Genomic DNA, 21,113 nt, shown 5'->3' on the forward strand with positions numbered 1-21,113 from the left:
ACCATCGGCGAAAAGGCCGTCTACCTCGCGTCCCTGCAGGCCGGCAAGCCCTACGTGTGGGGCGCGACCGGCCCCAACGCCTTCGACTGCTCCGGCTTCGCGCAGTACATCTACAAGCAGCTGGGCCGCTACCTGCCACGCACCGCCCAGCAGCAGTACAACGCGACGATCCACGTCCCGCAGTCCGCCAAACAACCCGGCGATCTGATCTTCTTCGGCACCCCCGACAACATCACCCACATGGGCATCTACGCCGGCAACGGCTACATGTGGGCCGCTCCCCAGAGCGGCGACGTCGTCAAGTACGAGCCGATCTACACCAGCCGTTACTACGTCGGCCGCGTCCTATAAGGGCCCGGGAGCGGCCGGCTCGACGCCGCGGGCATGCCGCCCGCGGACCGTCGGAAGAGCGGAGGAGCTGGCGGAGTGCGCCACGATCGGTGCATTCGCCGCTGTTACCGCGAGCCGGGATGTGATCAACCTCCTCGCTGGCGCCGCCAACAAGCAGATGATCGTGTTGGGTGAAGTCCCGGGTTCTCCGGAGACGGCCACCCCGTCTGAGCGTGCGGTAGTGCCTGTCAGCCTTCGGCCAGTGGGAGGATCCGGGTGAAGGTGGCACCGGCGTCGCGGGATTCGTAGATGCCGTCGCTGGTGGCGGCGAGCAGGTGGCCTTCGTCGACGGCGGTGAACGCCTGCGGTCCGCCGCCGGGGATGGTGGAGACCCGCTTCCAGGTGGCGCCGGCGTCGGCACTCACGCTGAGCATGCCGGTCAGGTCCAGCCCGTAGAGGGCGCTGGCCGCCGGCCAGGCGAGAAACAGCTGCACGGTGGAGCTGCGCGGCGGTGCGAAGGTCCGCCCGCCGTCGGTGCTGGTGGCGACGCCCCGTTCGGTGGTGGCGAGCAGCAGGGTGCGGTCGGTGGGGCTGGCGGCGATGTCGGCGGCGGCGATGCGCGCGCCGGTCGCCCAGCTGGACCGGTGGGAGGGCGAGTCTGGCGGTGGCCTGGCCGCCAAGTCCGGACCCGGACCTGCTGCGCCAAGCGGTTGCCGCCATGCGGCAGGTGGGCCAGTTCAGCCTGCACGAGCGGGTCACCAGCGACACCAGCCGCGGCCTGGGCACCCCGTCCGTGCTGTCCCTGTCCGGCACCCGGTTCCTGGACAGCGAACCCTATGGCACTGGCCAAGCCCCAGTCACCACCCGTCTCGGCGTCACCGCCGGGCAGACCCGGCTGGCCTTGGCCTACCCCGCCGAGGGCCTCCAGATCGAACTCACCCTTGCCCCCGATGGGAAGATCGTCCATGAGGTGCTCGCTGCCCCCAAACATCTGATTATCCGGAGCTTCGTTTACCCGACCCCGACGAACCCTGACCGGTAGCGGCCCGGACAGCACTCCATTCGCGACTCTCCGTAATCGCTTGAACGTCGAGCGTGGGCTAGCGTGGGACGTGTGGACCTGGCCTGCGGGAACACGACGTCGAGGTCGCACAGAGTCGCGGCGCTCGCTCTGCTCGCTCTTATCGCGGCCATCGTGGTCCACGGAATCCTGTGCGCCGTCCATGAGTCCCACGGGCTGCCAGCAGACCACCACCCTCGCACCGCGGTCGCCTTGAGCGCGCCGGACGTCACGCCCGAGGCGCACGCCGGCGAGCCTTCGGTCGCCGCGGACTCCCCGGAGATCCAGCCACCGTCCCCGATGCTCTGGCCCGGCCAAGACCATCTGGTGGTCGGTTGCCCTTCTCAGTTCATCCTCCCGGCACGATTGGATGCCGTGGCTCCAGCCTCTCCGGTCGTCGTGCTGCTGGGGCTGGCCGTGGTGCCGGTCCTGTGGGCGGCTACCGGCGCCAGGCCGGGACCGGCGTATCACCGCGGTCGCGTTCACGCGGTCACGCGCGGGCTCTTCATGCGGATATGCGTACTTCGAAACTGATCGACGGGTAGCGATCTTCTCTTCTGTCACCTAGCCGCTAACACCGTGCTTCGTCGTCTGATCGGCGGGCGCGCAGCGGCGCGGTCCGGTACTGGCTCATCCCCGTAGACGGTGCCTCGTAGGGCTCCGTCCGGTGCCGCCGCCGACCGTCGCCGCTGACGCCATGCACGCACGGGCATCAGCCTCGAAGGAACGCCACGATGACATATGCCTCTGTCGCTGCCCGCACACCCGTCCTGACGCGTCCGGCAGGCGCGCCCCCGGCGACACGTTCCCTTGCCGACGTGGTCGGCAACACGCCGGTGCTCTGGATCCCCGACGTCTGCTTCGGGGGCACAGGCGGGTTCTGGGCCAAGCTCGAAGGTCACAACCCGGGTGGGATCAAGGACCGACCCGCCCTGCACATGGTGGCGTGCGCTCGACGACGCGGCGAGCTCGCTCCCGGCCGGCCCGTCATCGAGTCGACCAGTGGGACCATGGGACTCGGCCTCGCGTTCGCCGGAATCACGTACGGCCACCCGGTCACGCTCGTGACCGACCCCGGCATGGAGCCGATCCTGCACCGCCTGCTGGTCGCCTACGGCACGCAGATCGACATTGTCGAGCGGCCACACCCCACTGGCGGATGGCAGCAGGCCCGGCGAGACCGCGTCCAGGCCCTGCTTGACGAGCATCCCGGCGCCTACTGTCCCGACCAGTACCACAACCCCGACAACGTGGCCGCCTACGAGCGACTCGCGCTGGAGCTGATCGAGCAGATCGGACGTGTGGACGTCCTCGTGTGCAGCGTCGGCACCGGCGGACACAGCGCGGGCGTCTCCCGCGTCCTGCGGGATTCCTTCCCCGACCTGCGGCTGGTCGGTGTGGACACCATCGCCTCGACGATCTTCGGGCAGCCCGCAGGGGCCCGGCTGATGCGTGGCCTCGGCAGCAGCATCTACCCGCGCAACGTCGCGTACGACGCCTTCAGTGAAGTCCACTGGGTAGCGCCCGGCGAGGCTGTCTGGGCCTGCCGGCGACTGGCCGCCACACGGTTCGCGACTGGCGGATGGAGCGTGGGCGCTGTCGCCCTGGTGGCATCCTGGCTCAGCCGGGGCACATCGTCCGACACCCGCATCGTCGCGATCTTCCCGGACGGGCCACAGCGTTACTGGAACAGTATCTATGACAATGACTACTGCGCCGAGCACCAGCTGTTGGACGTGGTGCCCGCCTGGAACCCCGATGTGCTCGACCATCCAGCCGACCGGGTCGTGCGCCGGTGGACCCGCTGCGCCCGGGTGGTCGACCCGCTGTCGCATCCCGAGCTTGTGGGCTGCCGGGCAGCGCAGCGATGACAGGGACCTGGAGCCAGATCCGGTCCTTCGACCGCCCGATCCGGCTCCTGCTCATCAACCAACTGGGCATCAACATCGGCTTCTACATGCTCATGCCCTACCTGGCGAGCTACCTATCGGTGACGCTCGGGCTCGCGGCCTGGCTGGTCGGATTCGTGCTCGGAGTCCGCAACCTCAGCCAGCAAGGACTGTTCCTGCTCGGCGGAAGCCTCGCCGACCGCTTCGGCTACAAGCCGATGATCCTCGCCGGACTGGCGCTGCGCACCGCCGGTTTCGCGCTCCTCGGCTTCGCCGAGACCATCCCCGTATTGATCATCGCGTCCGCCCTGACGGGCTTCGCTGGAGCTCTGTTCAACCCCGCGGTACGCGCCTACGTGGCAGCAGAGGCGGGCGAACGCCGGGTCGACGCGTTCGCGGTGTTCAATATCTTCTACCAGCTCGGGATCCTGCTCGGTCCGCTGATCGGGCTCGCTCTGCTGGCGATCGACTTCACGCTCGTGTGCGCCGTGGCCGCCGCGGTGTTTCTGTTGTTGACCGTCCTGCAAGCTCGGGCGCTGCCAGCGCGGACCCGAAACGAAAGCCCGAACATCGCCGGTCCTGAACCAGCCGGCGACAGGGAAACGAACAGCAAGGTTTCTCACACCGGCCGCGGCGGCGAGGCGCCACTGTCCATTATCCGGTCCTGGCGTGTCGTACTAGCCAACCAGTCGTTCCTGCTTTTCGCTCTGGCGATGATCGGGTCGTACGTGTTGACCTTCCAGGTCTACCTGGGGCTTCCGATCGAGGTCAGACGCGCGACCGGCAGCGAGACCGGGGTAACGCTGCTGTTTGTCCTTTCTGGCCTGCTCACCGTGGCCGGTCAGGTTCGGCTCACCACATGGGTGAAAGCCCGCTGGACCCCCGGCCAGGCGATGAGCAGAGGACTGATCCTCATGGGCCTGGCATTCCTCCCGCTCGTGCTATCCGCTTCCTTCGACCAGCACGGGGCGGAAGCGTCCGCCCGGTCGCTTCCGGCCCAAGCGCTGGCGATGGTGCCAGTGCTGACCGCGTCCGCGCTCCTGGCAGTGGCAACCATGCTCGTCTATCCGTTCGAGATGGCCACCATCGTGACACTCGGCGGCGATCGCATGATGGGCACCTACTATGGCCTCTACAACACGCTCTCCGGGATAGGAATCGCCGCGGGAAACCTGCTTACCGGCGCCGCCCTCGACGCCGGGAGGAACATCGGGATCTCCGCGCTACCGTGGATCATTCTTGCGCTCACCGGTGGGCTTTGCGCGACCTCAGTCCACCGGCTTGACCGTGCCGGCCGCCTCGCTCCACCACAAGGTGTGACCGTGAAACCCGAGACATCACGACCAAGAAGTGCCAGCCGAGCGGGATGACGACGATCGGTAGGCCGCCCGCTGCCACCGTAGGCCACGTACGCTGAGATGGCGTACAGATGATTTTTCCGCGTGATCTCTCTCGGATCCGGCGGAAGAACAGTTATTTGCGGGACCTGCGCGACCGGTCCGGGCCAGATGCGGCTGGCCGCCTACCTCGCGGCCCGCGGCGGCGCTCGGGCCACTGCCGTTGGCCCGACCGGTACCGCCCTTGTGGGTGGCAGCATTGCTGACCGTCGCTGCTGAGGGCGCGGCGGCGCGTGGGTCGTCATGCTCGTACCGTGCGGAAGGCGCAGGTGACGGGCGGGCGCACGTGCACTGACGAGGCCGAGACCATCGCTGGCTGACGGATGGTGGTCCCCGCCCGTTGCCGAACGGGGACCCGCTGCCTGGCCAGGTATGAGCCGGTAGTGGCCTCGAGGTCCTATCCGACAGTGATGGTCATCGCGGCGGCGTGCAGGTTGCCGGCAGTCTGGAACTGCAGGAACAGTCGCCAGCTGCCGGACTTCGGCAGATTCGCCTCGAACGACAGGGCCGGGCCGCCGTGGTCCCCGTTGACGCTGTCCTGCGGGTGGAAGTGGGCGAAGGCCTGGTCGCTGGCGTGGATGGCGGTCAGGTGGGCCTAGGTGTCGAGGTAGGGCTGCAGGTCGGTGACCGGATTCCCGTCCTTCGTCACGGTGACGGTGAGCATGTGCGTCATCCCGGCCATCGGCTTGTCACCGGAGACGGTGAGGGTGTAGCCGTCGACGGTGGCGCTGGTCGCCGCTGCCGGTAGCGGGACGGTGGCAGCCGTTCCGGGGACGGTGACTGGTTGGCTGAGGACCAGGGGGGCGTTCGTGCCGCCGACGCGGGTGATGAACGAGGTGTACACCCGATAGGTGCCGGCTGGCGTGCCGGCCAGGTCGGCGGTCCAGGTGCCGTCGCTGGCCATGGTCGGGTGGACGTGCTGGAAGCCGGTGAGGTCGGACCGGACCAGGTAGAGGTGCATGAGCTTGGTCTGGTCCGGTTGGAAGGAGGTCACCGGCGTCCCGTCTGCGACGCGGATCTGGAACCGGAACACGCTGGGCCGGTTGGCCGGCAACGAGGTCACCGCCGGGACGAACCGCAGGCCGCTGGCCTCGGCGGCGAGCCCGTCGCCCGAGGCCATGTTGCCCATGCCGGCACCGGTGCCGGACACGGAGCCCGCCGGCATGGAGACCATGGCGGACGACGTCGATCCAGCCGAGCTGGCAGGGTTCCGGAATCGTCGCCCACGACATCTCGACTGGCCTGATCGTCTCGCTCACCGAGGGTCCAGGAGCTACGCGGACGCCGGACTGGCGCCGTCGACTATGAGGACAAGGACGCCGGTGATCCGGTGGTGCTCCCGGAGGCGGCCGGTCGGGCCACGGGGTCGGGCTTCCCCGCCCACGCCGCACTGAAGCGGCGTAGGCGTAGCGAGTTGGAGACGACGAACAGGGAGCTGGCGGCCATCGCGGCGCCGGCGAACAGCGGGTTGAGGTAGCCGAGGAACGCCACCGGTATGAGGACGACGTTGTAGGCGAAGGCCCAGAACAGGTTGCCCTTGATGGTCCGCAGCGTGCGGCGGGACAGCCGGATGGCGTCAGCGGCGCCGCGCGGGTCGCCGGAGACGAGCGTCAGGTCGCTGGCCTCGATCGCGACGTCGGTGCCGGTGCCGATGGCCAGGCCCAGGTCGGCCTGCGCGAGCGCGGGCGCGTCGTTGACACCGTCGCCGACCATCGCGACGATCCGGCCCTCGGCTTGCAGCCGCTTGACGGCGGCCACCTTGTCGGCCGGCAGGACGTCGGCGATGACCTCGTCGATGCCGAGCTGGCCGGCGACCGTGCGGGCGGTGGCGGCGTTGTCGCCGGTGAGCAGGACCGACCGAAGGCCGAGGGCCTTGAGCGCCTCGACTGCTTCGCTGCTGGTTGGCTTGACCGTGTCGGCGAGGACGAATAGTGCCCTGACGGTGCCGTCCCCGCCGGCGGCGATCGCGGTCTGTCCCGCCAGCGCAGCCTGCTGGCGGGCCCGTTCCAGCTCGGGCGGCAGTGGCATCGCCCAGTCGGCCAGCAGGGATGGCCGCCCGACGGCGATGGCGTGGCCGTCGACGACGCCTTCGACGCCGAGCCCCTGCCGGTTGGCGAACGACTCAGGCACCGGCAGCCAACCGACCTCGGCCCGAGCCACCCGAGCGATCGCCCGGCCGATCGGATGTTCCGAGGCGTCCTCCACGGCTCCGGCCAGCCGCAGCACGTCCGCCCGCGTGGCCCCGTCGGTCAGGACGACATCCACGACGCGCAGCTCACCGGTGGTGACGGTCCCGGTCTTGTCCAGGACGATCGTGTCGACCCGTCGGGTCGACTCCAACACTTCGGGCCCCTTGATGAGCAGACCCAGCTGAGCGCCGCGGCCGGTGCCGACCAGTAGCGCGGTCGGGGTAGCCAGACCCAGCGCGCACGGGCAGGCGATGATCAACACGGCGACCGCGGCGGAGAACGCGAACGCCACGCTCGCGCCGGCCGCGAGCCACGCGCCGAGCGCCGCCGCCGCCAGGACCAGCACGACCGGTACGAAGATCCCGCTGATCCGGTCCGCAAGGCGCTGCACGGGCGCTTTCCCGCTCTGCGCGTCCGCGACCAGCCGGGCGATCTGCGCCAGCGCCGTGTCGGCGCCGACCTTGGTTGCCCGTACGACCAGCCGGCCGCCGGCGTTGACGGTCGCCCCGACGACGTCGTCGCCCGGGCCCTTCTCCACCGGCACGGACTCGCCGGTCAGCAGTGACTGGTCCACCGCCGACGAGCCCTCCTCGACGAGCCCGTCGGTCGCGATCTTCTCGCCGGGCCGCACGACGAACCGGTCGTCTACGCGCAGCTCGCCGACCGCGACCCGGTGCTCGGCGCCGTCGGCGTCGAGCACCGCGACGTCTTTCGCGCCGAGTGCCAGTAGGGCTCGCAGTGCCGCTCCGGCGCGCCGCTTGGCCCTGGCCTCGAAGTATCGCCCGGCCAGGATCAGGGTGGTCACGACGCCGGCGGCTTCCAGGTAGATGTGGTCGGTCGCGGCGTCGCGGTCGAGGACCACCTGGAAGCCCATCCGCATCCCGGGCATGCCCGCGTCCAGCAGGAACAGCGCGACGACGCTCCAGCACCAGGCGGCCAGTGTGCCCAGGGAGATCAACGTGTCCATGGTGGCGGCACCATGCCGCAGGTTGGTCCAGGCAGCCCGATGGAACGGCCAGCCAGCCCAGAACACCACCGGAGTCGCCAGCTGCAGGGCCGCCCACTGCCAGTAGTCGAACGGATCATCCCGTCCGGGCTGACGCGCAAGAAGCGGATTGTTCCGTCCGGGCTGGGGTCCGTCACCGGCCGACGCCCTCTCCGCGGTCAGCTGACCGGCAGGGTGAGCGGGCAGTAGAGGGCGTGCGTGACGGCCAGTATTGGTCCGGCGGCCACGGCGACGGGCGTGACCAGCACGGCGGCGACCAGCACGGCTCCGAGCATGGTGCGGGCGGTGCCGAGGGGGCGGGCGGGCTGCAGCAGGCGGCGGACCCGTCCCAGCGCGGTTGGCCCGCCGGCGGCGAGGCCGGTGTCGGGGCTGCCTCCGCCGGCCAGCGCCACCAGCGCGGCGGCCACCGACAGGCGTTCATGTTGGCGGGAGGCGGCGTCGTCGGCGGCCAGCTCGACCAGTCGGGCGAGTTCGGCACGGGCCGCGGTGAACAGCGGCACGGTGGGGAACGCCCGGGCGAATGCGTCCGCGCCGGCGACAACGAGGTGGTGCCGCCCGGTCAGATGGGCCCGCTCGTGGGCGAGCACCGCGTGCAGTTGGTCGACGCTTAGGGTCTCCAGCGCGGTGGTGGTGAGCACGACCTGCCGGGCACGGCCCGGCAGGCAGTACGCCGCAGCGGCCGGGTGGGGGATCACGACGGCGTCTAGGCCGGGTGCTGGCCGGGCCAGGATGGCCAGCTTGGCGGCATGGGCGCGTCGGGCCCGGCCGGCGCGGACCAGCCCGGCCACGGCGCAGGAGCCGACCCTCAGCATCAGGACCGTTGTGAGCGTCAGCCCTGCGCCGGCGACCACGGCCCCGCCTGGTGTCGCGTACGACGCGCGCAGCGACATCACGCAGGCGCGCAGCAGCTCTGCGATGTCGCCGCTGATCTTCGCCGTGGGGACCGCCAGCGCGAGCCCGGCCAGCCCGGTCGCGGCCAGTACCGACACCGACAGCGCCTGCCACAGGCAGATCGCCAGGCGCGGCGCCCGGTCGGCCCAGGAGACACCGACCAACAGCCGGGGGACGGCGGTGGCGAGCAGCGTCGCGTAGACGAGCAGCGGGACGGCGGCTCTCATACGGCTCCTCCTACGGAGGTCTCACCGCTGGCGTCCAGACTGCCGCTGGCCCGGCCGGCGCGAGCGAGCACGTCGCGTAGCAGCTGGGCTTCCTCGGGCGACATCTGCTCGACGAAGTGCATCAGCGTCGCCGCCCGGTCGACGCTGTCCGCGAGCGCTTCACTCATCACCTCGGCGCTGTGCATCTCCCGGGAGCGGGTCGGTTCGTACCGGTAGGCCCGCCCGGCGAGTGCACGGTGCAGCCAGCCCTTGCGGTGCAGGTTGTCCATCACCGTCATGACCGTGGTGTAGGCGATCTGCCGCTGCTCCCGCAGTTGTTCGTAGACGGCCCGCACGGTCAGCGGGCCGGGCGCCGACCACAGCCGATCCATGACCACGGCTTCCAGGTCACCTAGTCCTCGCACGCCCTGCCCCTGCTCGGCATCACAGCCCTGATCCACCGCCGCCCGCGCGTCGACGCGTCGCGCAGCGACCTACGATCGCTCATCGTAGTTCATCCGGCGGGACTGTGGACGCGGGCGTTCGCCTCGCGCTCCCGCCGGCGGTCGCGGGATGTGCCTACAACGGCGCCTGGAACCCGCTGATCAGCCCCTGCATCTGGGCTATCAACCCCGTCCACAGGCCGCTGACCTGCAGCACACCGACGGCGACGAGCATGATCCCGCCGACGCGCATGATGGCAGCCGAATGACGCCGGACCGCCGCGAACACCCGCACGGCCCGGTCGAACGCCACCCCGGCGGCGACAAAAGGCAGTCCGAGGCCCAGGCTGTAGGCGAACGACAGCAACGCTCCCCGCCCGGCGGTGCCGGTGTTGAAGGACAGGGTGAGCACCGCGGCCAGGGTCGGGCCGATGCACGGAGTCCAGCCGATGCCGAATAACACCCCCAGCAGGGGCGCGCCGGCCAACCCCGCCGCCGGCCGATAGCGGACCCGAACTGTGCGGCCCGCCAGCGGCAGCCATTCCAGCGGCCCGGCGAACATCAGTCCAAGCAGGATCGTCAGGCCGCCCAGCACCTGGCTGATCACCTGCTGGTGGATCACAAGGAGTCGGCCCGCGCCGCCGAACGCGGCGCCGTAGCTGACGAAGACGGCCGAGAACCCCAGGACGAACAGCACACTCCCGGCCAGCATGCGGCTGCGATACCACGACCGCCCCGACGAGGTCACGACCGCCGCTGACGCGGCCTCCACCGGCACGGCGGCGACGGCTAGACCGCCTCTGGTGGACCCGTTCGCGGCGGCGGTGACCTGCCCACCGCCGCGGGTGGACTGGCCGGGACAGTCTCAGCCTGATGGGGCTGGCGGGCCTCGGCGCCACTCACCCCGGTCACATACGACAGGTAGCCAGGGACCAGGGGCAGGCAGCACGGCGACGCGAACGAGACCACCCCCGCCGCGACCGCGATCGGAAGCGCGAGCAACAAGGATCCCGAGGTCACCACCGACCCCACGCCGCTACCTGCCGCTAGCAGCATTCGTTCACCTTGCCCTCCCGTCGCGGCGCACGTTCCCCTCCCACGACCGTCTTCGACGGGCCGTAGGAAGACAGGAAACTATCGCGCATAGTAGACCCGCGTATCGCCGGATCGTCCCCGTGGTCACCGCGCTCGCGCTGTGCGGCTCGCCGGGTGCGCGAACCGCTCCGTCCGGGTCTCGGGCGCGGTGGACTTCGTTCCCCGGGCACGGAGCAGCGCCGGTCTGCTGGCGCCGCCGAGTCGTCCCCTGGCACCACCGTTGTCCGGCCCGGCGGTGTAGGACGGCTGAGTCGACCTCGCGGCGCTGCGCGGTCAGATTGTGGTCATCAACGTTTGGGCGTCCTGGTGCGCGCCGTGCCGTGCCGAGACCCGGGGCTGGTCGCCGTCTACAACACAGACCCACCTACGGGGTGGCCTTCCTCGGCATCGACATCCGCGACTCGCAGGCCACGGCGACGGCGTTCATCGGCGATCACCACGTGCCGTATCCCAGCGTGTACGACTCGACCGCCGCCTGTCTGGCGGGCTTTCGGGCCTTGCCGCCCGCCATCGCCCCCAGCGCGCTGATCGTGGACCGTCGGGGCCACATCGCCGCACCGGTTCATCAATGCCGTCACTCCTGGCGATCTGTAGCCACGTCCTGACGTGGCCGCTTGCGGAGCCGACGACTGACCCGATGGCCACAGAGGCCGGGCCGAGCGTGCAGGTAGGTGCTCGGCCTTCCGCCGCGACCGCAAGAACGATGATCGATCGTAGGAGTGCTTCCGCTCGCTTCCCTAGCCCGCGTGCCGGGCTGGGCGACTATCGACGCTTCCACAAGGAAAACTACGCCAAGTACCTATCTGCGGGGAACGGCCGGTTTGAGGTGACCCGCCCCTATCTACTACGGATCCTAGTGGTCTAGGGTGACGTGGTCAGCAGCGCCGGGCCGCGCCAGTCCTGCCTCGAGTCCGGCATCTCGGACATCGCGGCCGGGCGGGAGCGGGAGGCGAGCCCGCGCGGATCCGCCGGTGCTCGCCGTCCTCGAACTCCTAGAAACGAGACGGGACCGGACCGGGGACCGGCGCGCCGCCTCGATGGCGGACCTAAGGAAGGACGTGCGTTGCCTGCTCCCTACAGTGACCGTTCGTCCGCGGGCGAGGCCTGGCCCCAGCATGGTCATCGCCCCCGGCGGCCACCGGCCGAGGCGGTCCGACGTCCCGCGGGCTGGGCACTTCGCCTGACGCGGCGGCAGAACCGGGTAGCCGCGATCGCGGCCCTGACAACCAGCGGCCTTGCGGTCTCGACTGCCAGCTTTGCCGCGACGGTCACGACCACCGGTAGCGACGCCGGTCCGGTCGGCAGCGCCCCGGTCACCCAGGCGGCGATGTTCGGCGCCAGCGCCGGCGCCGATGTCGCACCGGCCGCCGAGCGTGCTCCCGGCTCGCTCGCGGCGGCGCTCGCCAACCCGATCCCCGACTTCACCACCACGACGATCGAGGCCGAGAAGTCCTCCATCGCCCCGAACGCGGAGGCTCGGTTCACGATCCACGTCCGCGACGCGACGACGGAAGCGCCGGTCGCGGGCGAGGAGGTGAACGTCGTCGTCGTCGCCGGAACACGCTGGTCCAGGAGTGCGACGCTGCGGACCGACGACGAGGGGATGGCGCGGATCAGCGCGCGGCTGCTGTCGACCACCACGGTCACGGCGGTCTTCGACGGCGGGGCCACGCTGCGCCCGTCGGTGGCCGCCGCCGCCACGGTCACCGTCACCAGCCCCACCGCGAACCGCCCCACCGGGGTGGCCGCCATCCCGGGCAGCACGATCGGGGCCAAGGCGGTCTACCTGGCGTCCCTGCTGAAGGGGAAGCCGTATGTGTGGGGTGCGACGGGCCCGTACGCGTTCGACTGCTCCGGGTTCTCCCAGTACGTCTACAAGCAGCTCGGCCGCTACCTGCCCCGGACCGCGCAGCAGCAGTTCGAGGCGACGCTGCGGGTGCCGCAGTCGGCCAAGCAGCCCGGAGATCTGCTGTTCTTCGGCACTCCCGACAACATCACTCACATGGCCATCTACGCAGGCAACGGCTATATGTGGGCGGCACCGCAGACCGGTGACGTCGTGAAGCTGGAGCCGATCTACACGTCTACGTACTGGGTCGGCCGCGTGCTGTAGATCTCTGTGACCGACATCCCGGACGAGAACAGCACATCGCTGTTGCGCACGTGACGCGTCAGTGGCCGCCGTGTGGATCTGGAAGGATGAGGCGGTGACCAGCCCAGCTCGTCGCACGGCCAGTCTCCTGGCTGTCCCCCGTGTCGGGGTACGCAGCCTGGTGCTGGTCGGCGCGGTGCTGCTGGGGATCCTGCTGATGCACGGCGGGCTGGGCACTCACCTCGGCGCTGGCATCATGATGGAGTCCCGGGCCGGCATGGCGCCGGCCAGCGGCGAGGTGGGCATGGCCCCGCCCGCGCCGGCGCTGTTGGTCTCGATGGCACCGGATCCCGCCCCGACCCAGCATGCTGACCACGATGTGGGCCTGGCCGGCGCGGCCATGACGCTGACAGCCATTCCCGGCCATGACGGTCATACGGGTGAGCTGTGCCTGGCGGTGCTGCGCTCCGTGGTGCTGTTCGCCGGTCTGCTGCTGGTGTTGCTGTTCGTCGGTGTACGCGGCGGTGAGGCGCAGCCGGGACCGCTCGCGGCCGGTCGGGGCCGGCTCCGATACCTCTCACGGCCGACTGGGCCGTTACTGTCCGCCCTGTGTGTGCTTCGTCTGTAAATCGACGCCCACGCTCGCGCTGAAGGCCATCCGTGGCGTGCCGCGGCCCGCGATCCACATCGTGGGTCGCGTAGCAGGCTTGGCTGCCTGCCCGTCACATGGCGTTCGTGCCTGTGCCTGTCACACGGCGCGCGCCGCGCGTCCGGCGGATGACGTCGGGCGGCGGACCCCTGTCTGGCATGGATGCGCGGGCGATGACGCGTCCCCGTCCGAGAACGGACATCCAGACGACCTCCTGCGAGGGATTTCATGAAGCGACTCGTCATGCTGCTCGGTGCCGTGCTGGCCGTCGTCGTGCTCGCCGCGTGCGGCGGCACCTCGACCGGTGCCGGCGCCAGCTCCGGCGGTTCCATGAGCTCGATGGGCATGACCGCCAGTGAAGATCACAACGCCGCGGACGTTGCGTTCGCACAGGGCATGATTCCGCATCACCAGCAGGCCATCGAGATGGCGGACCTCGCCCCCACCCGGGCGTCCTCGCCTGACGTGAAGGCACTGGCCCAGAAGATCCGCGAGGCCCAGGCCCCGGAGATCACGACGATGACCGGCTGGCTGACCAGCTGGGGTGAGCCAACGGCTGCGCCCAGCGCCAGCGGCGGGATGGATATGGATCACGGCGACATGTCGTCGATGCCGATGGCCACGCCCAGTGCCTCGACGGGCGGGATGATGAGCGACGAGGACATGTCGATGCTGGAGAACGCCTCCGGCCGCGACTTTGACCGGATGTTCCTCACCATGATGATCCAACACCACCGGGGCGCGATCGCCATGGCGACCACCGAGCAGCGCGACGGCCGCTACGGCCCGGCCCAGCAGCTGGCCGGGGCGATCGTGACCAACCAGACCGCCGAGATCACCACCATGCAGACGCTTCTCCAGAAGATCTGACGACTGGTCTGGGTGGTGGGCTCCGCCGACCGGATCCCACCACCCAGGCGCGACCGGCGCGGCATGATTCCCATTGCCACCGTCTGCGGTATCGACAGCGCGATTCACCGGCGAAAAGAACCGAAAACGTATCTCACCGACCGGTGGGCATCGCTGTCGAAGGACCTACCTCGCCGGGAGAACCGGTGGGCCTTCGGCTGTGACGGTGGAGACCGCTGTCGCCGGCCCAGGCACGGCGACCGTGCGGGGTAGTCGCAGACGCTTGAGAAGGACGGCGTTGACGGCGACGAGGAAGCTGGAGCCGGACATGGCCAGGGCGGCGATCTCCGGCCGTAGGGTGAGCCCGGTGGCAGGCTCGAAGACGCCGGCGGCGATCGGCAGGGCGATGGCGTTGTAGCCGACAGCCCAGCCGAGGTTCTGGCGCATCTTGCGCAGCGTGCCGCGGCCGATGAGCAGCGCGGCCGGCACGTCGAGTGGATCAGAGCGCATCAGGACCACATCGGCGGTCTCGATCGCCACGTCGGTGCCGGCGCCGATCGCGATGCCCAGGTCGGCGCCCGCCAGTGCCGGGGCGTCGTTGACGCCGTCGCCGACCATCGCCACCCGCCGTCCGGCCTGACGCAGCTCGGCGACCTTGGCGGCCTTGTCACCGGGGAGCACCTCGGCGATAACGGTGTCGATGCCGAGCTGTTCGGCGATCCGCCGCGCCGTCGCCGGTGAGCATGACAACCTGGACGCCGGCGTCCTGCAGCGCGCGCACCGCCTGGGCCGCGGTCGGCCGGGGCGCGTCCGCGAGCGCCACAACGCCGGCTGCCCTCCCGTCCACCGCGACCAGCACCGCGGTCCGGCCACCCGCGGCGAGCCTGTCCCGGCGTTCGCCCAGCTCGCCAGCCTCGACGCCCTCCCGCGCCATCAGCCGCAGGTTCCCGACCGCGACCCGGTGACCGTCCACCGTGGCGACGGCGCCGTGCCCGGGCACGTTGACGAATCCGCTTGCTGGCGCGGATGGCAGGCCGCGGGCATCGGCATGCCGGACGACCGCGGCGGCGAGGGGGTGCTCGGACTCGCGCTCCACCGCCGCAGCGAGCCGCAGCAGGTCATCCTCGGCGACGCCGGCCGCGGCGACGACGTCGGTGACCTCGGGCTCTCCCTTGGTCAAGGTGCCGGTCTTGTCCAGAACCACAGTGTCGATGCGGGCCGCGGACTCGACCGCGGTGGCGTTCTTGAACAGGATGCCGCGCCGCGCCCCGAGACCGGTACCCACCATGATCACGGTCGGGGTCGCGAGCCCGAGCGCGTCCGGGCAGGTGATGACCACGACCGTGATCGCGAACAGAATCGCCTCGCGGGCCGGTCGACCGGTCGCGAACAGCCAGACCAGCAACGTGCCAAGCCCGCCGAGCAGAGCGACCAGCACCAGCCAGAACGCGGCGCGGTCGGCCAGCCGCTGCCCGGGGGCCTTACTGTTCTGCGCCTCCTGGACGAGCGCGACGATCTGCGCCAGCGCCGTGTCGGCGCCCACCTTGGTCGCGCGGACCCGCAGCGTGCCGTTGGTGTTGACGGTCGCCCCGATGACCTCCGAGCCGGGCGCCTTGTGCACGGGCAGGCTCTCGCCGGTCACCATCGACTCGTCGACGTCCGACTCGCCGGCCTCCACCACCCCGTCGACGGCGATCTTGGCACCGGGGCGGACCAGCAGCAGGTCCCCGACGACGACCTCGGCGGTGGGCACCGCGACCGGCTCGCCGTCACGTACGACGAGCGCCTGCTCGGGCGCGAGCTCGAGCAAGGCTCGAATCGCGTCGTTCGCGCCGCCGCGGGCGCGCATCTCGAACCAGTGGCCGAGCAGCACGAACGCGGCGAGCAGGGCCGCGGCCTCGTAGAAGACCTCGCCGCCGCCCGTCAGCGTCACGACCGGCCCCTACGCCCGGGTCCGACATCCCCAGTACGACGGTCTCCTTCTCGTCATGGTCGGCTTCCTGCTGCAGTGGCCGACCATCCCCACACTGGTCATGTTCCCGATCCTGGTCGCCGTCTACGTTCGGCTGGCCCGTAGCGAGGAAGGGGAGGTGGCCGCGCGGTTCGGCGAACGCTGGGCGGCCTATGCCGCGTCTACTCCGGGGTTCCTGCCACGGCGCCGTCACGGCGACACGGGCACCGGCGGCGCCGAGGGCACCGGCCCTGACGCCGATGGTCGCGCGAGCGCCGGCCGGATCTTCACCAGGACTGACGTCACGGATGCCGACGCCGCCGCAGGCCGGCGCGATGACGGCGCGTCCGCGGCGCGGGCACCCGCCCGTGGCGACCACGCCTCCCGCCGGTAGAAGCGGGTACCGCCCGTTCTAAGTAGCGCGAGGACGCACCTGTCATTGACAGCACCACTCGGCGGCTCCGGCCAGGCTGTGCCGCGGTCCACTCCGCGACCTGCACCGCCGCCTCCTCTTCCTGGTCGGCAAGCAGGCTGATTGGTGGCCTGGTGTCCGGACGCAGCGCGGCTCAGGCTGGGAAATAAGAACGACGCGGCGGGAGGGGTGTGAATGGTGAGAAACGATCTGTCGGCCCTGCAGCATCCCCGGTTCGCCCGGTCCTACCCACGGATGAGTGCCGAGTCCGACCGGCGTGGCTCGGCCGCCCACCGGGCCCGTCTGCTCGCCGGACTCGCAGGCCGGGTGCTGGAGCTCGGGGCCGGCCACGGGCCGAACTTCGCCCACTACCCGCCGGAGGTGCGCGAGGTGGTGGCGGTCGAGCCCGAAGACCGGCTGCGCGGACTCGCCAGCCAGGCCGCGGTGGACGCGCCCGTGCCGGTGCGCGTGATCGCCGGCCAGGCGGATGCGCTTCCTGGGTGCGACGGAGAGTTCGACGCCGTGGTGGTCTCGCTGGTGCTCTGCTCGGTTCCCGACCCGGCCAGTGCGCTGGCCGAGGTCCGCCGGGTGCTTCGGCCGGGTGGGCAGCTGCGGTTCTACGAACACGTGCGGTCCGAGCATCGACTGGGAGGGCTGGCCGAAGATCTCATCACGCCGCTGTGGGCGAAGGGCGGCGGTGGCTGCCACCCGAACCGCCGGACGGCCGAGGCCATCCGCGCCGCCGGCTTCGTCGTCGAGGAGATCGACCGGTTCGCCTTCCGGCCCTTGCGGTTCCTTCCGCCAACCGCCCACATCCTCGGCCGCGCCCAGCGGCCACTCGTCGACGACGCGGCCGCAGGTCACCAAGCGCAGGAGGCCGGGCACGAGGCCGGATGACCGCATCGTAGGGACCGATCACCGACGGGTCCTCGCTCGGATGCCGCCGCGGGTGCCCGCGGGCCGGACGGTGGACCGGCCGCGGGCACCCGTCTGGGGCTACCGCACCCGGCCGACGTAGTAGGACGAGGTCCAGATGGTCTCGAGTTTGACCACGTCGCCGCTCTTCGGGGCGACCCAGATCTTTCCGTCGCCCGCGTAGATGCCCTCGTGGTAGATCGACCCCGGCTCGCCGAAGAAGATCAGATCCCCTGGCTGTTCGGAGCCACGTGAAATCCGAGTCGTCGCCGCGAACTGCTGATCGGTTGTACGGGGCAGCGTGATGCCGAGCTGCTTGTAGACGTACTGGATCAACCCCGAGCAGTCGAAGTTGTACGGGCCCTCCGCTCCGTACACATACGGCTTGCCGGCCTGTAGTGATGCCAGGTACACCGCCTTCTCCCCGATCGTCGTCGCGCCGGTGGGCGCGTCGGCGACGGTCTCGCCCGCGGGCCCGCGGGCGGCGACCGGGGCGGCGGTCGCGGGCGGCGCCGGGCGGACCCGGACGACCGCGGCATCGGAGGTCGCCGCGTCCAGCTCCGGGCCGCCCGCGAACGTCGCCCTGATCTGGGTGGTCGTCAGGACCCGCGCCGTGTAGCTGGCGTAGCCGCCCGCGTCCGTGCGCAGTGCTTTGAACGTCGTCCAGCCGTTCGGGAACAGCGCCTGGACGAGGATGTCCTGGTCCGCGAGGGCGCCGCCGCTCCGGGTGGTGAACCGGAAGCCGACCTCGACCGGCTCGTCGGCGTTCACCGTGACGTCCGGGACGGCCGGCGTCAGCGAGACCGCCGTGCGCACATGGAAAGAGACCGGCAGAGCCGACCCGGAGGTGGAGGCCGCGGAGGGAGTCGTCGCGGTGCCCAAGGCCGCGCCCAGGGAGTTCGCGGCGATCCGGTGCGCTCCGGTGTCCGTGTCCGTCGCGCCGGGGCCGAGGGAGCCAGCCAGCGCTACCCCGGACACGGCCACGGTGCCCGTGGTGATCACCGCGGCGGTGGCGCGGCTCGAGGTCCGAGCCAGCAGCGTCCCCGAGCGGGCGCGCGCGCGGTGACGACCGCGCCGGGCCGTGGGGGGACTTGGTTCGGACGTTTGTGGTTCGCGTGCCTGCACGTGAAACCTTCCCCAGACGCCTGCGAGGTGAGCTGTCGGGTTCGGGCTGGGAGCCCGGCCGGCCGTGTCCATCACGCCCGGCTTCACCCCAAGGGCACCGCTGGAGGGATGCGGCGCCCGGTGGAACGTGGTTCCCCCGCTCCTGCCCCGGCTGCGTCGGAGGGGATCGCCGGACCGGGGGCAGGACTCGGCGTTCGGTCCGACGGCGATAGCGGGCACAGCCTAACAACTACACGTCATAGTAGGTCGCGTGGGGTGGATGGCACCGGTTGCGGCCATCGGAACTGCTCGGACCACGAACCCCCGCAGTCGACAGCCGGGACGACCCGCGGCCCTGGCAGGCAAGGCGGGCGTCCGCGCCAGCGAGAATCAGGTCGACCGGTGATCTTTCTCCGTCGCGGTGGCCGGTGCCGGGACGGCCAGGGTTCGGGCGACGCGACGGACCTGGGTCAGGAGAAACCCGAGCAGGGCAAGCCCCAGCGCATAGAGCGCGGCGCCGACGGCGATCTGCTCGGCGGCGGCGTCGTTCGCGTTGCCGCCGGACGGCACGTACAGCTCACGGCGCTCGGTGACAGACCCTGGCCGGCTGGCATCGAGCGGCACCCAGGCCTCGACGTCGGCGCGCGACGCGTCGTGGAACTCGGCGTAGACGAACCAACGGCCGGTGGGTGCCACCCGCAGTCGGCCCGAGAAGGCGCAGCCGTCCGTCGCGCGCAACACGCCGGTCACGGTTTCCCCGGCGCGGCGTGCCACCAGCCGCCGGGGAACGAGCCGCGTGCACGCGTGCGCGGTGGGAGCGGACGAGTTGGCGGTGCCCGCAGCGGGCGTCGCGGCGGAGACGGTCGCGGCGAGCGTGCCCTGCCCGTCGGAGATGGCGGTAAGCGTCACCGGGGCGATGGGTCGCCCTTGGCCTGGGTCGTGCGCTGACGCGGGTCTCGCCCACGTGGCCACCAGCATCACCGCGATCGGAAGGACCAGGAGGGCGGGGCCGGGACGCCGAGGAGCGCGTGCCGTCGCGAGCAGGGAGAGAGCGAAGACCACGATGACCGGGACAGCGGTCGTGGCTACCGCCCTCGCCGGGACACTGGTCAGGCCGGTTGCCGCGGCGAGCCAGCTCGTCGCGGCGACGCCGGCCGCGCCGGCGGCGAGCCGTGTCGCGGTCAGGCGGAAAGGCAGCTCGACCAGCGCGAGTCCGAGAACCGCGACCGGGAGGTCCGGGCTACTGCGGCCGAGGGCGACGAGCCCGGCCGTGACCGCAAGCCGGACCACCACGTAGCCGACGACGGCGCGCGCCACCGGCAGTGGCCCCGGCACCGCGGCCCTGATCACGGCCACGGCGACCAGCGTCCCCGCGATCAGCACGGGCAGGTACAGGACCTCGTCGAACTGCGGGACGTCGGTCTCGAATTCCAGGACCGGCACAGCGGTGCAGCCAAGGACGAGCGCGCCGGCGGCCGAGAGCGCCCAGCCTGTGCCACGGCCGTGCCCGGAGCCGAGGAGGACGCCGGTGACAAGAGCGAGTGTGCCGAACACACCAAGCATGTGCGGTGGGCTCCACAACACGGAGTCCCGCCCGAAGGCCGAATGCCAGGCGGCGTCGATCGGCGCGGAGGTGAGCGTCAGCGTCCCGCCGAGCCCGGCGAGCAGCAGCGGCCGGTGGCGTAGCACCACACCCACCGAGCGGGTCGCGCGCAGCGCGGCCACGCCCCAGGCGACGACACCCACGCCCACCACCGCCACCGAGCCGTACAGCAGCAGATGCGGCGGGATCGTCGCGCTGTCGCGCCCGATGTCGGTGTGCCAGGCGTCATCCCAGTAGGTGGCGAACAGTGCCGCCGTGCCTACCAGCGCCACCAGTGGGAGCACGCCGGACGGCCCCGCCGTGGTGAGACGCTGATGTCGCGAAACTGCGACGTCCATGTCGCAAATATGATTCAGGATGTGAACAGACGTCAAGGGGCGACTATCGAGCCCGCGCTGGTGGACGCGACCGCCGCCGCGATCAGTCGGTGGGGGCTGGCCGACGTCACGCTCGAACGGGTCGCGACGCAGGCCGGCCTTTCCCGGGCGACCCTGCACCGCCGAGGTGTGACCCGTGACGCGCTGGTCGATGCCCTGACGGCGCGGGCCGCCGAGGAGTTCCGCGCCGCGGTGTGGCCGGCCATCACCGGACCAGGCACCGCCGCCGAGCGGCTGCGCGCCGCACTTGACGGGCTGTGTGCCGCCGCCGACGCCCACCTGGAGCTGCTGGCCGGGCTGTTCCTCGCGCGGGGCGAGGTGTTCCACGAGCCCGGCCCGGGCACCCTTACCATCGACACGTTCGCCGGGCCGTTCGAGCGACTGCTCCGTGACGGCGCCCTCGACGGCTCGCTGCGCGACGTCCCGCCGACCGTGACCGCCACCGTGCTGTTCAACACAGCCGGCTGGGGATACGTGCACCTGCGCGCCAGCCACCGGTGGCCGGCCCAGCGTGCACGCACGGCGGTGATCGACCTCGTCCTGCGCGGACTCCTCGTCGGCGAGTCGCCGGGCGCGGCGGATCACAAGGCGGCGGCGATCGACGTCAACGACATCGGATAGTACTATCTTATGTAGTTGATTGTCTTTGACGGCT

Annotated in this window: 19 protein-coding genes, 2 pseudogenes and 1 riboswitch; of the genes and pseudogenes, 12 read left to right on the forward strand and 9 right to left on the reverse strand. The window is 70.9% G+C overall.

Translation table 11 applies throughout. The features are described from left to right. Positions 1-351 (forward strand): C40 family peptidase (locus BCD48_RS06045; RefSeq protein ID WP_198543109.1); only part of this gene is annotated, 351 nt, incomplete at its 5' end. A gap of 227 nt (positions 352-578) precedes the next feature. On the opposite strand, the gene BCD48_RS06050 is transcribed toward BCD48_RS06045, so the two are convergent. Then, on the reverse strand, positions 579-1,010 hold the full coding sequence (locus tag BCD48_RS06050; RefSeq protein WP_071047316.1) for a WD40/YVTN/BNR-like repeat-containing protein: 432 nt from the start codon (positions 1,008-1,010) through the stop codon (positions 579-581). Between the two features lie 38 nt (positions 1,011-1,048). On the opposite strand from BCD48_RS06050, the gene BCD48_RS06055 reads away from it, so the two are divergent. From BCD48_RS06055 to BCD48_RS06070, 3 genes are all read left to right on the forward strand, one after another. Beyond that, positions 1,049-1,372, forward strand: a complete 324-nt coding sequence (locus BCD48_RS06055) for a hypothetical protein (RefSeq protein ID WP_071047317.1) — start codon at positions 1,049-1,051, stop codon at positions 1,370-1,372. Positions 1,373-2,124: 752 nt separating this feature from the next. Next, complete coding sequence (locus tag BCD48_RS06065) at positions 2,125-3,261, forward strand: PLP-dependent cysteine synthase family protein (protein ID WP_071047319.1); 1,137 nt, start codon at positions 2,125-2,127, stop codon at positions 3,259-3,261. Next, positions 3,186-4,649: an MDR family MFS transporter gene (locus BCD48_RS06070; RefSeq protein WP_198543110.1), complete on the forward strand. Its 1,464-nt coding sequence runs from the start codon at positions 3,186-3,188 to the stop codon at positions 4,647-4,649. Before BCD48_RS06065 ends, BCD48_RS06070 begins: the two co-directional genes overlap by 76 nt. 424 nt (positions 4,650-5,073) lie before the next feature. Here the strand turns inward: BCD48_RS06070 and BCD48_RS06075 are convergent. The 5 genes and pseudogenes from BCD48_RS06075 to BCD48_RS56400 all read right to left on the reverse strand — a co-directional run bounded on the left by BCD48_RS06075 (position 5,074) and on the right by BCD48_RS56400 (position 10,123). Then, positions 5,074-5,850 (reverse strand): annotated as a pseudogene (locus BCD48_RS06075) (DUF8832 domain-containing protein). Between the two features lie 128 nt (positions 5,851-5,978). Then, on the reverse strand, positions 5,979-7,832 hold the full coding sequence (locus BCD48_RS06080; RefSeq protein ID WP_491677115.1) for a heavy metal translocating P-type ATPase: 1,854 nt from the start codon (positions 7,830-7,832) through the stop codon (positions 5,979-5,981). Between the two features lie 197 nt (positions 7,833-8,029). Continuing rightward, positions 8,030-8,989 carry a M56 family metallopeptidase gene (locus tag BCD48_RS06085; RefSeq protein WP_071047321.1) on the reverse strand — a complete coding sequence of 320 codons (960 nt, stop codon included), beginning with the start codon at positions 8,987-8,989 and terminating at the stop codon, positions 8,030-8,032. Next, positions 8,986-9,393 (reverse strand): BlaI/MecI/CopY family transcriptional regulator, encoded by a 408-nt coding sequence (locus tag BCD48_RS06090; protein WP_083418237.1) that lies wholly within the window; start codon positions 9,391-9,393, stop codon positions 8,986-8,988. Before BCD48_RS06090 ends, BCD48_RS06085 begins: the two co-directional genes overlap by 4 nt. 154 nt (positions 9,394-9,547) lie before the next feature. Then, on the reverse strand, positions 9,548-10,123 hold the full coding sequence (locus BCD48_RS56400) for an urease accessory protein UreH domain-containing protein (protein ID WP_116271440.1): 576 nt from the start codon (positions 10,121-10,123) through the stop codon (positions 9,548-9,550). 754 nt (positions 10,124-10,877) lie between these two features. Between BCD48_RS56400 and BCD48_RS06100 the strand changes: the two genes are divergently transcribed. From BCD48_RS06100 to BCD48_RS06115, 4 genes are all read left to right on the forward strand, one after another. After that, positions 10,878-11,111, forward strand: coding sequence for a TlpA family protein disulfide reductase (locus tag BCD48_RS06100; protein ID WP_071047322.1), 234 nt, complete (start codon positions 10,878-10,880; stop codon positions 11,109-11,111). Between the two features lie 458 nt (positions 11,112-11,569). After that, the gene (locus tag BCD48_RS06105; protein WP_083418238.1) at positions 11,570-12,619 is read left to right on the forward strand and encodes a C40 family peptidase; all 1,050 of its coding nucleotides are present in this window, start codon (positions 11,570-11,572) and stop codon (positions 12,617-12,619) included. A gap of 94 nt (positions 12,620-12,713) precedes the next feature. Further along, complete coding sequence (locus BCD48_RS06110) at positions 12,714-13,226, forward strand: hypothetical protein (protein ID WP_131803813.1); 513 nt, start codon at positions 12,714-12,716, stop codon at positions 13,224-13,226. Between the two features lie 249 nt (positions 13,227-13,475). Next, positions 13,476-14,117: a DUF305 domain-containing protein gene (locus BCD48_RS06115; protein WP_071047324.1), complete on the forward strand. Its 642-nt coding sequence runs from the start codon at positions 13,476-13,478 to the stop codon at positions 14,115-14,117. Positions 14,118-14,282: 165 nt separating this feature from the next. Here the strand turns inward: BCD48_RS06115 and BCD48_RS06120 are convergent. Further along, positions 14,283-15,945: pseudogene (locus BCD48_RS06120) on the reverse strand (copper-translocating P-type ATPase). A 139-nt stretch (positions 15,946-16,084) separates the two neighbouring features. Here BCD48_RS06120 and BCD48_RS45600 point away from each other — a divergent pair. Both BCD48_RS45600 and BCD48_RS06130 read left to right on the forward strand, forming a co-directional pair. Next, positions 16,085-16,441, forward strand: a complete 357-nt coding sequence (locus tag BCD48_RS45600) for a methyltransferase family protein (protein WP_241841546.1) — start codon at positions 16,085-16,087, stop codon at positions 16,439-16,441. 213 nt (positions 16,442-16,654) lie between these two features. Next, on the forward strand, positions 16,655-17,356 hold the full coding sequence (locus tag BCD48_RS06130; protein ID WP_071047325.1) for a class I SAM-dependent methyltransferase: 702 nt from the start codon (positions 16,655-16,657) through the stop codon (positions 17,354-17,356). A gap of 99 nt (positions 17,357-17,455) precedes the next feature. On the opposite strand, the gene BCD48_RS53240 is transcribed toward BCD48_RS06130, so the two are convergent. Next, a complete protein-coding gene (locus tag BCD48_RS53240) occupies positions 17,456-18,190 on the reverse strand; it encodes a C40 family peptidase (RefSeq protein ID WP_241841547.1) in 735 nt (244 codons plus the stop codon). Here BCD48_RS53240 and BCD48_RS53245 point away from each other — a divergent pair. Beyond that, positions 18,183-18,440: a hypothetical protein gene (locus tag BCD48_RS53245; RefSeq protein ID WP_241841548.1), complete on the forward strand. Its 258-nt coding sequence runs from the start codon at positions 18,183-18,185 to the stop codon at positions 18,438-18,440. The two genes, BCD48_RS53240 and BCD48_RS53245, sit on opposite strands and share 8 nt — an antisense overlap. A 61-nt stretch (positions 18,441-18,501) precedes the next feature. Continuing rightward, positions 18,502-18,668: riboswitch (cyclic di-AMP (ydaO/yuaA leader) on the reverse strand. A gap of 200 nt (positions 18,669-18,868) precedes the next feature. Here BCD48_RS53245 and BCD48_RS06140 read toward each other — a convergent pair. Further along, positions 18,869-20,419 carry a hypothetical protein gene (locus BCD48_RS06140; protein WP_198543112.1) on the reverse strand — a complete coding sequence of 517 codons (1,551 nt, stop codon included), beginning with the start codon at positions 20,417-20,419 and terminating at the stop codon, positions 18,869-18,871. A 21-nt stretch (positions 20,420-20,440) separates the two neighbouring features. On the opposite strand from BCD48_RS06140, the gene BCD48_RS06145 reads away from it, so the two are divergent. Further along, positions 20,441-21,079, forward strand: coding sequence for a TetR/AcrR family transcriptional regulator (locus BCD48_RS06145; RefSeq protein WP_198543113.1), 639 nt, complete (start codon positions 20,441-20,443; stop codon positions 21,077-21,079). Positions 21,080-21,113: the final 34 nt, after the last annotated feature.

This window comes from Pseudofrankia coriaricola, from assembly GCF_001854805.1.
Taxonomy (GTDB): domain Bacteria; phylum Actinomycetota; class Actinomycetes; order Frankiales; family Frankiaceae; genus Pseudofrankia.

Excerpts from the sequence above, each read along its gene's own strand:
- BCD48_RS06055 (WP_071047317.1), top strand. The coding sequence starts at position 1,049 with ATGCGGCAGGTGGGCCAGTTCAGCCTGCACGAGCGGGTCACCAGCGAC.
- BCD48_RS06065 (WP_071047319.1), top strand. The coding sequence starts at position 2,125 with ATGACATATGCCTCTGTCGCTGCCCGCACACCCGTCCTGACGCGTCCG.
- BCD48_RS06080 (WP_491677115.1), bottom strand. The coding sequence starts at position 7,832 with ATGGACACGTTGATCTCCCTGGGCACACTGGCCGCCTGGTGCTGGAGC.
- BCD48_RS06085 (WP_071047321.1), bottom strand. The coding sequence starts at position 8,989 with ATGAGAGCCGCCGTCCCGCTGCTCGTCTACGCGACGCTGCTCGCCACC.
- BCD48_RS56400 (WP_116271440.1), bottom strand. The coding sequence starts at position 10,123 with ATGCTGGCCGGGAGTGTGCTGTTCGTCCTGGGGTTCTCGGCCGTCTTC.
- BCD48_RS06115 (WP_071047324.1), top strand. The coding sequence starts at position 13,476 with ATGAAGCGACTCGTCATGCTGCTCGGTGCCGTGCTGGCCGTCGTCGTG.
- BCD48_RS45600 (WP_241841546.1), top strand. The coding sequence starts at position 16,085 with ATGGTCGGCTTCCTGCTGCAGTGGCCGACCATCCCCACACTGGTCATG.
- BCD48_RS06130 (WP_071047325.1), top strand. The coding sequence starts at position 16,655 with ATGGTGAGAAACGATCTGTCGGCCCTGCAGCATCCCCGGTTCGCCCGG.
- BCD48_RS06140 (WP_198543112.1), bottom strand. The coding sequence starts at position 20,419 with ATGGACGTCGCAGTTTCGCGACATCAGCGTCTCACCACGGCGGGGCCG.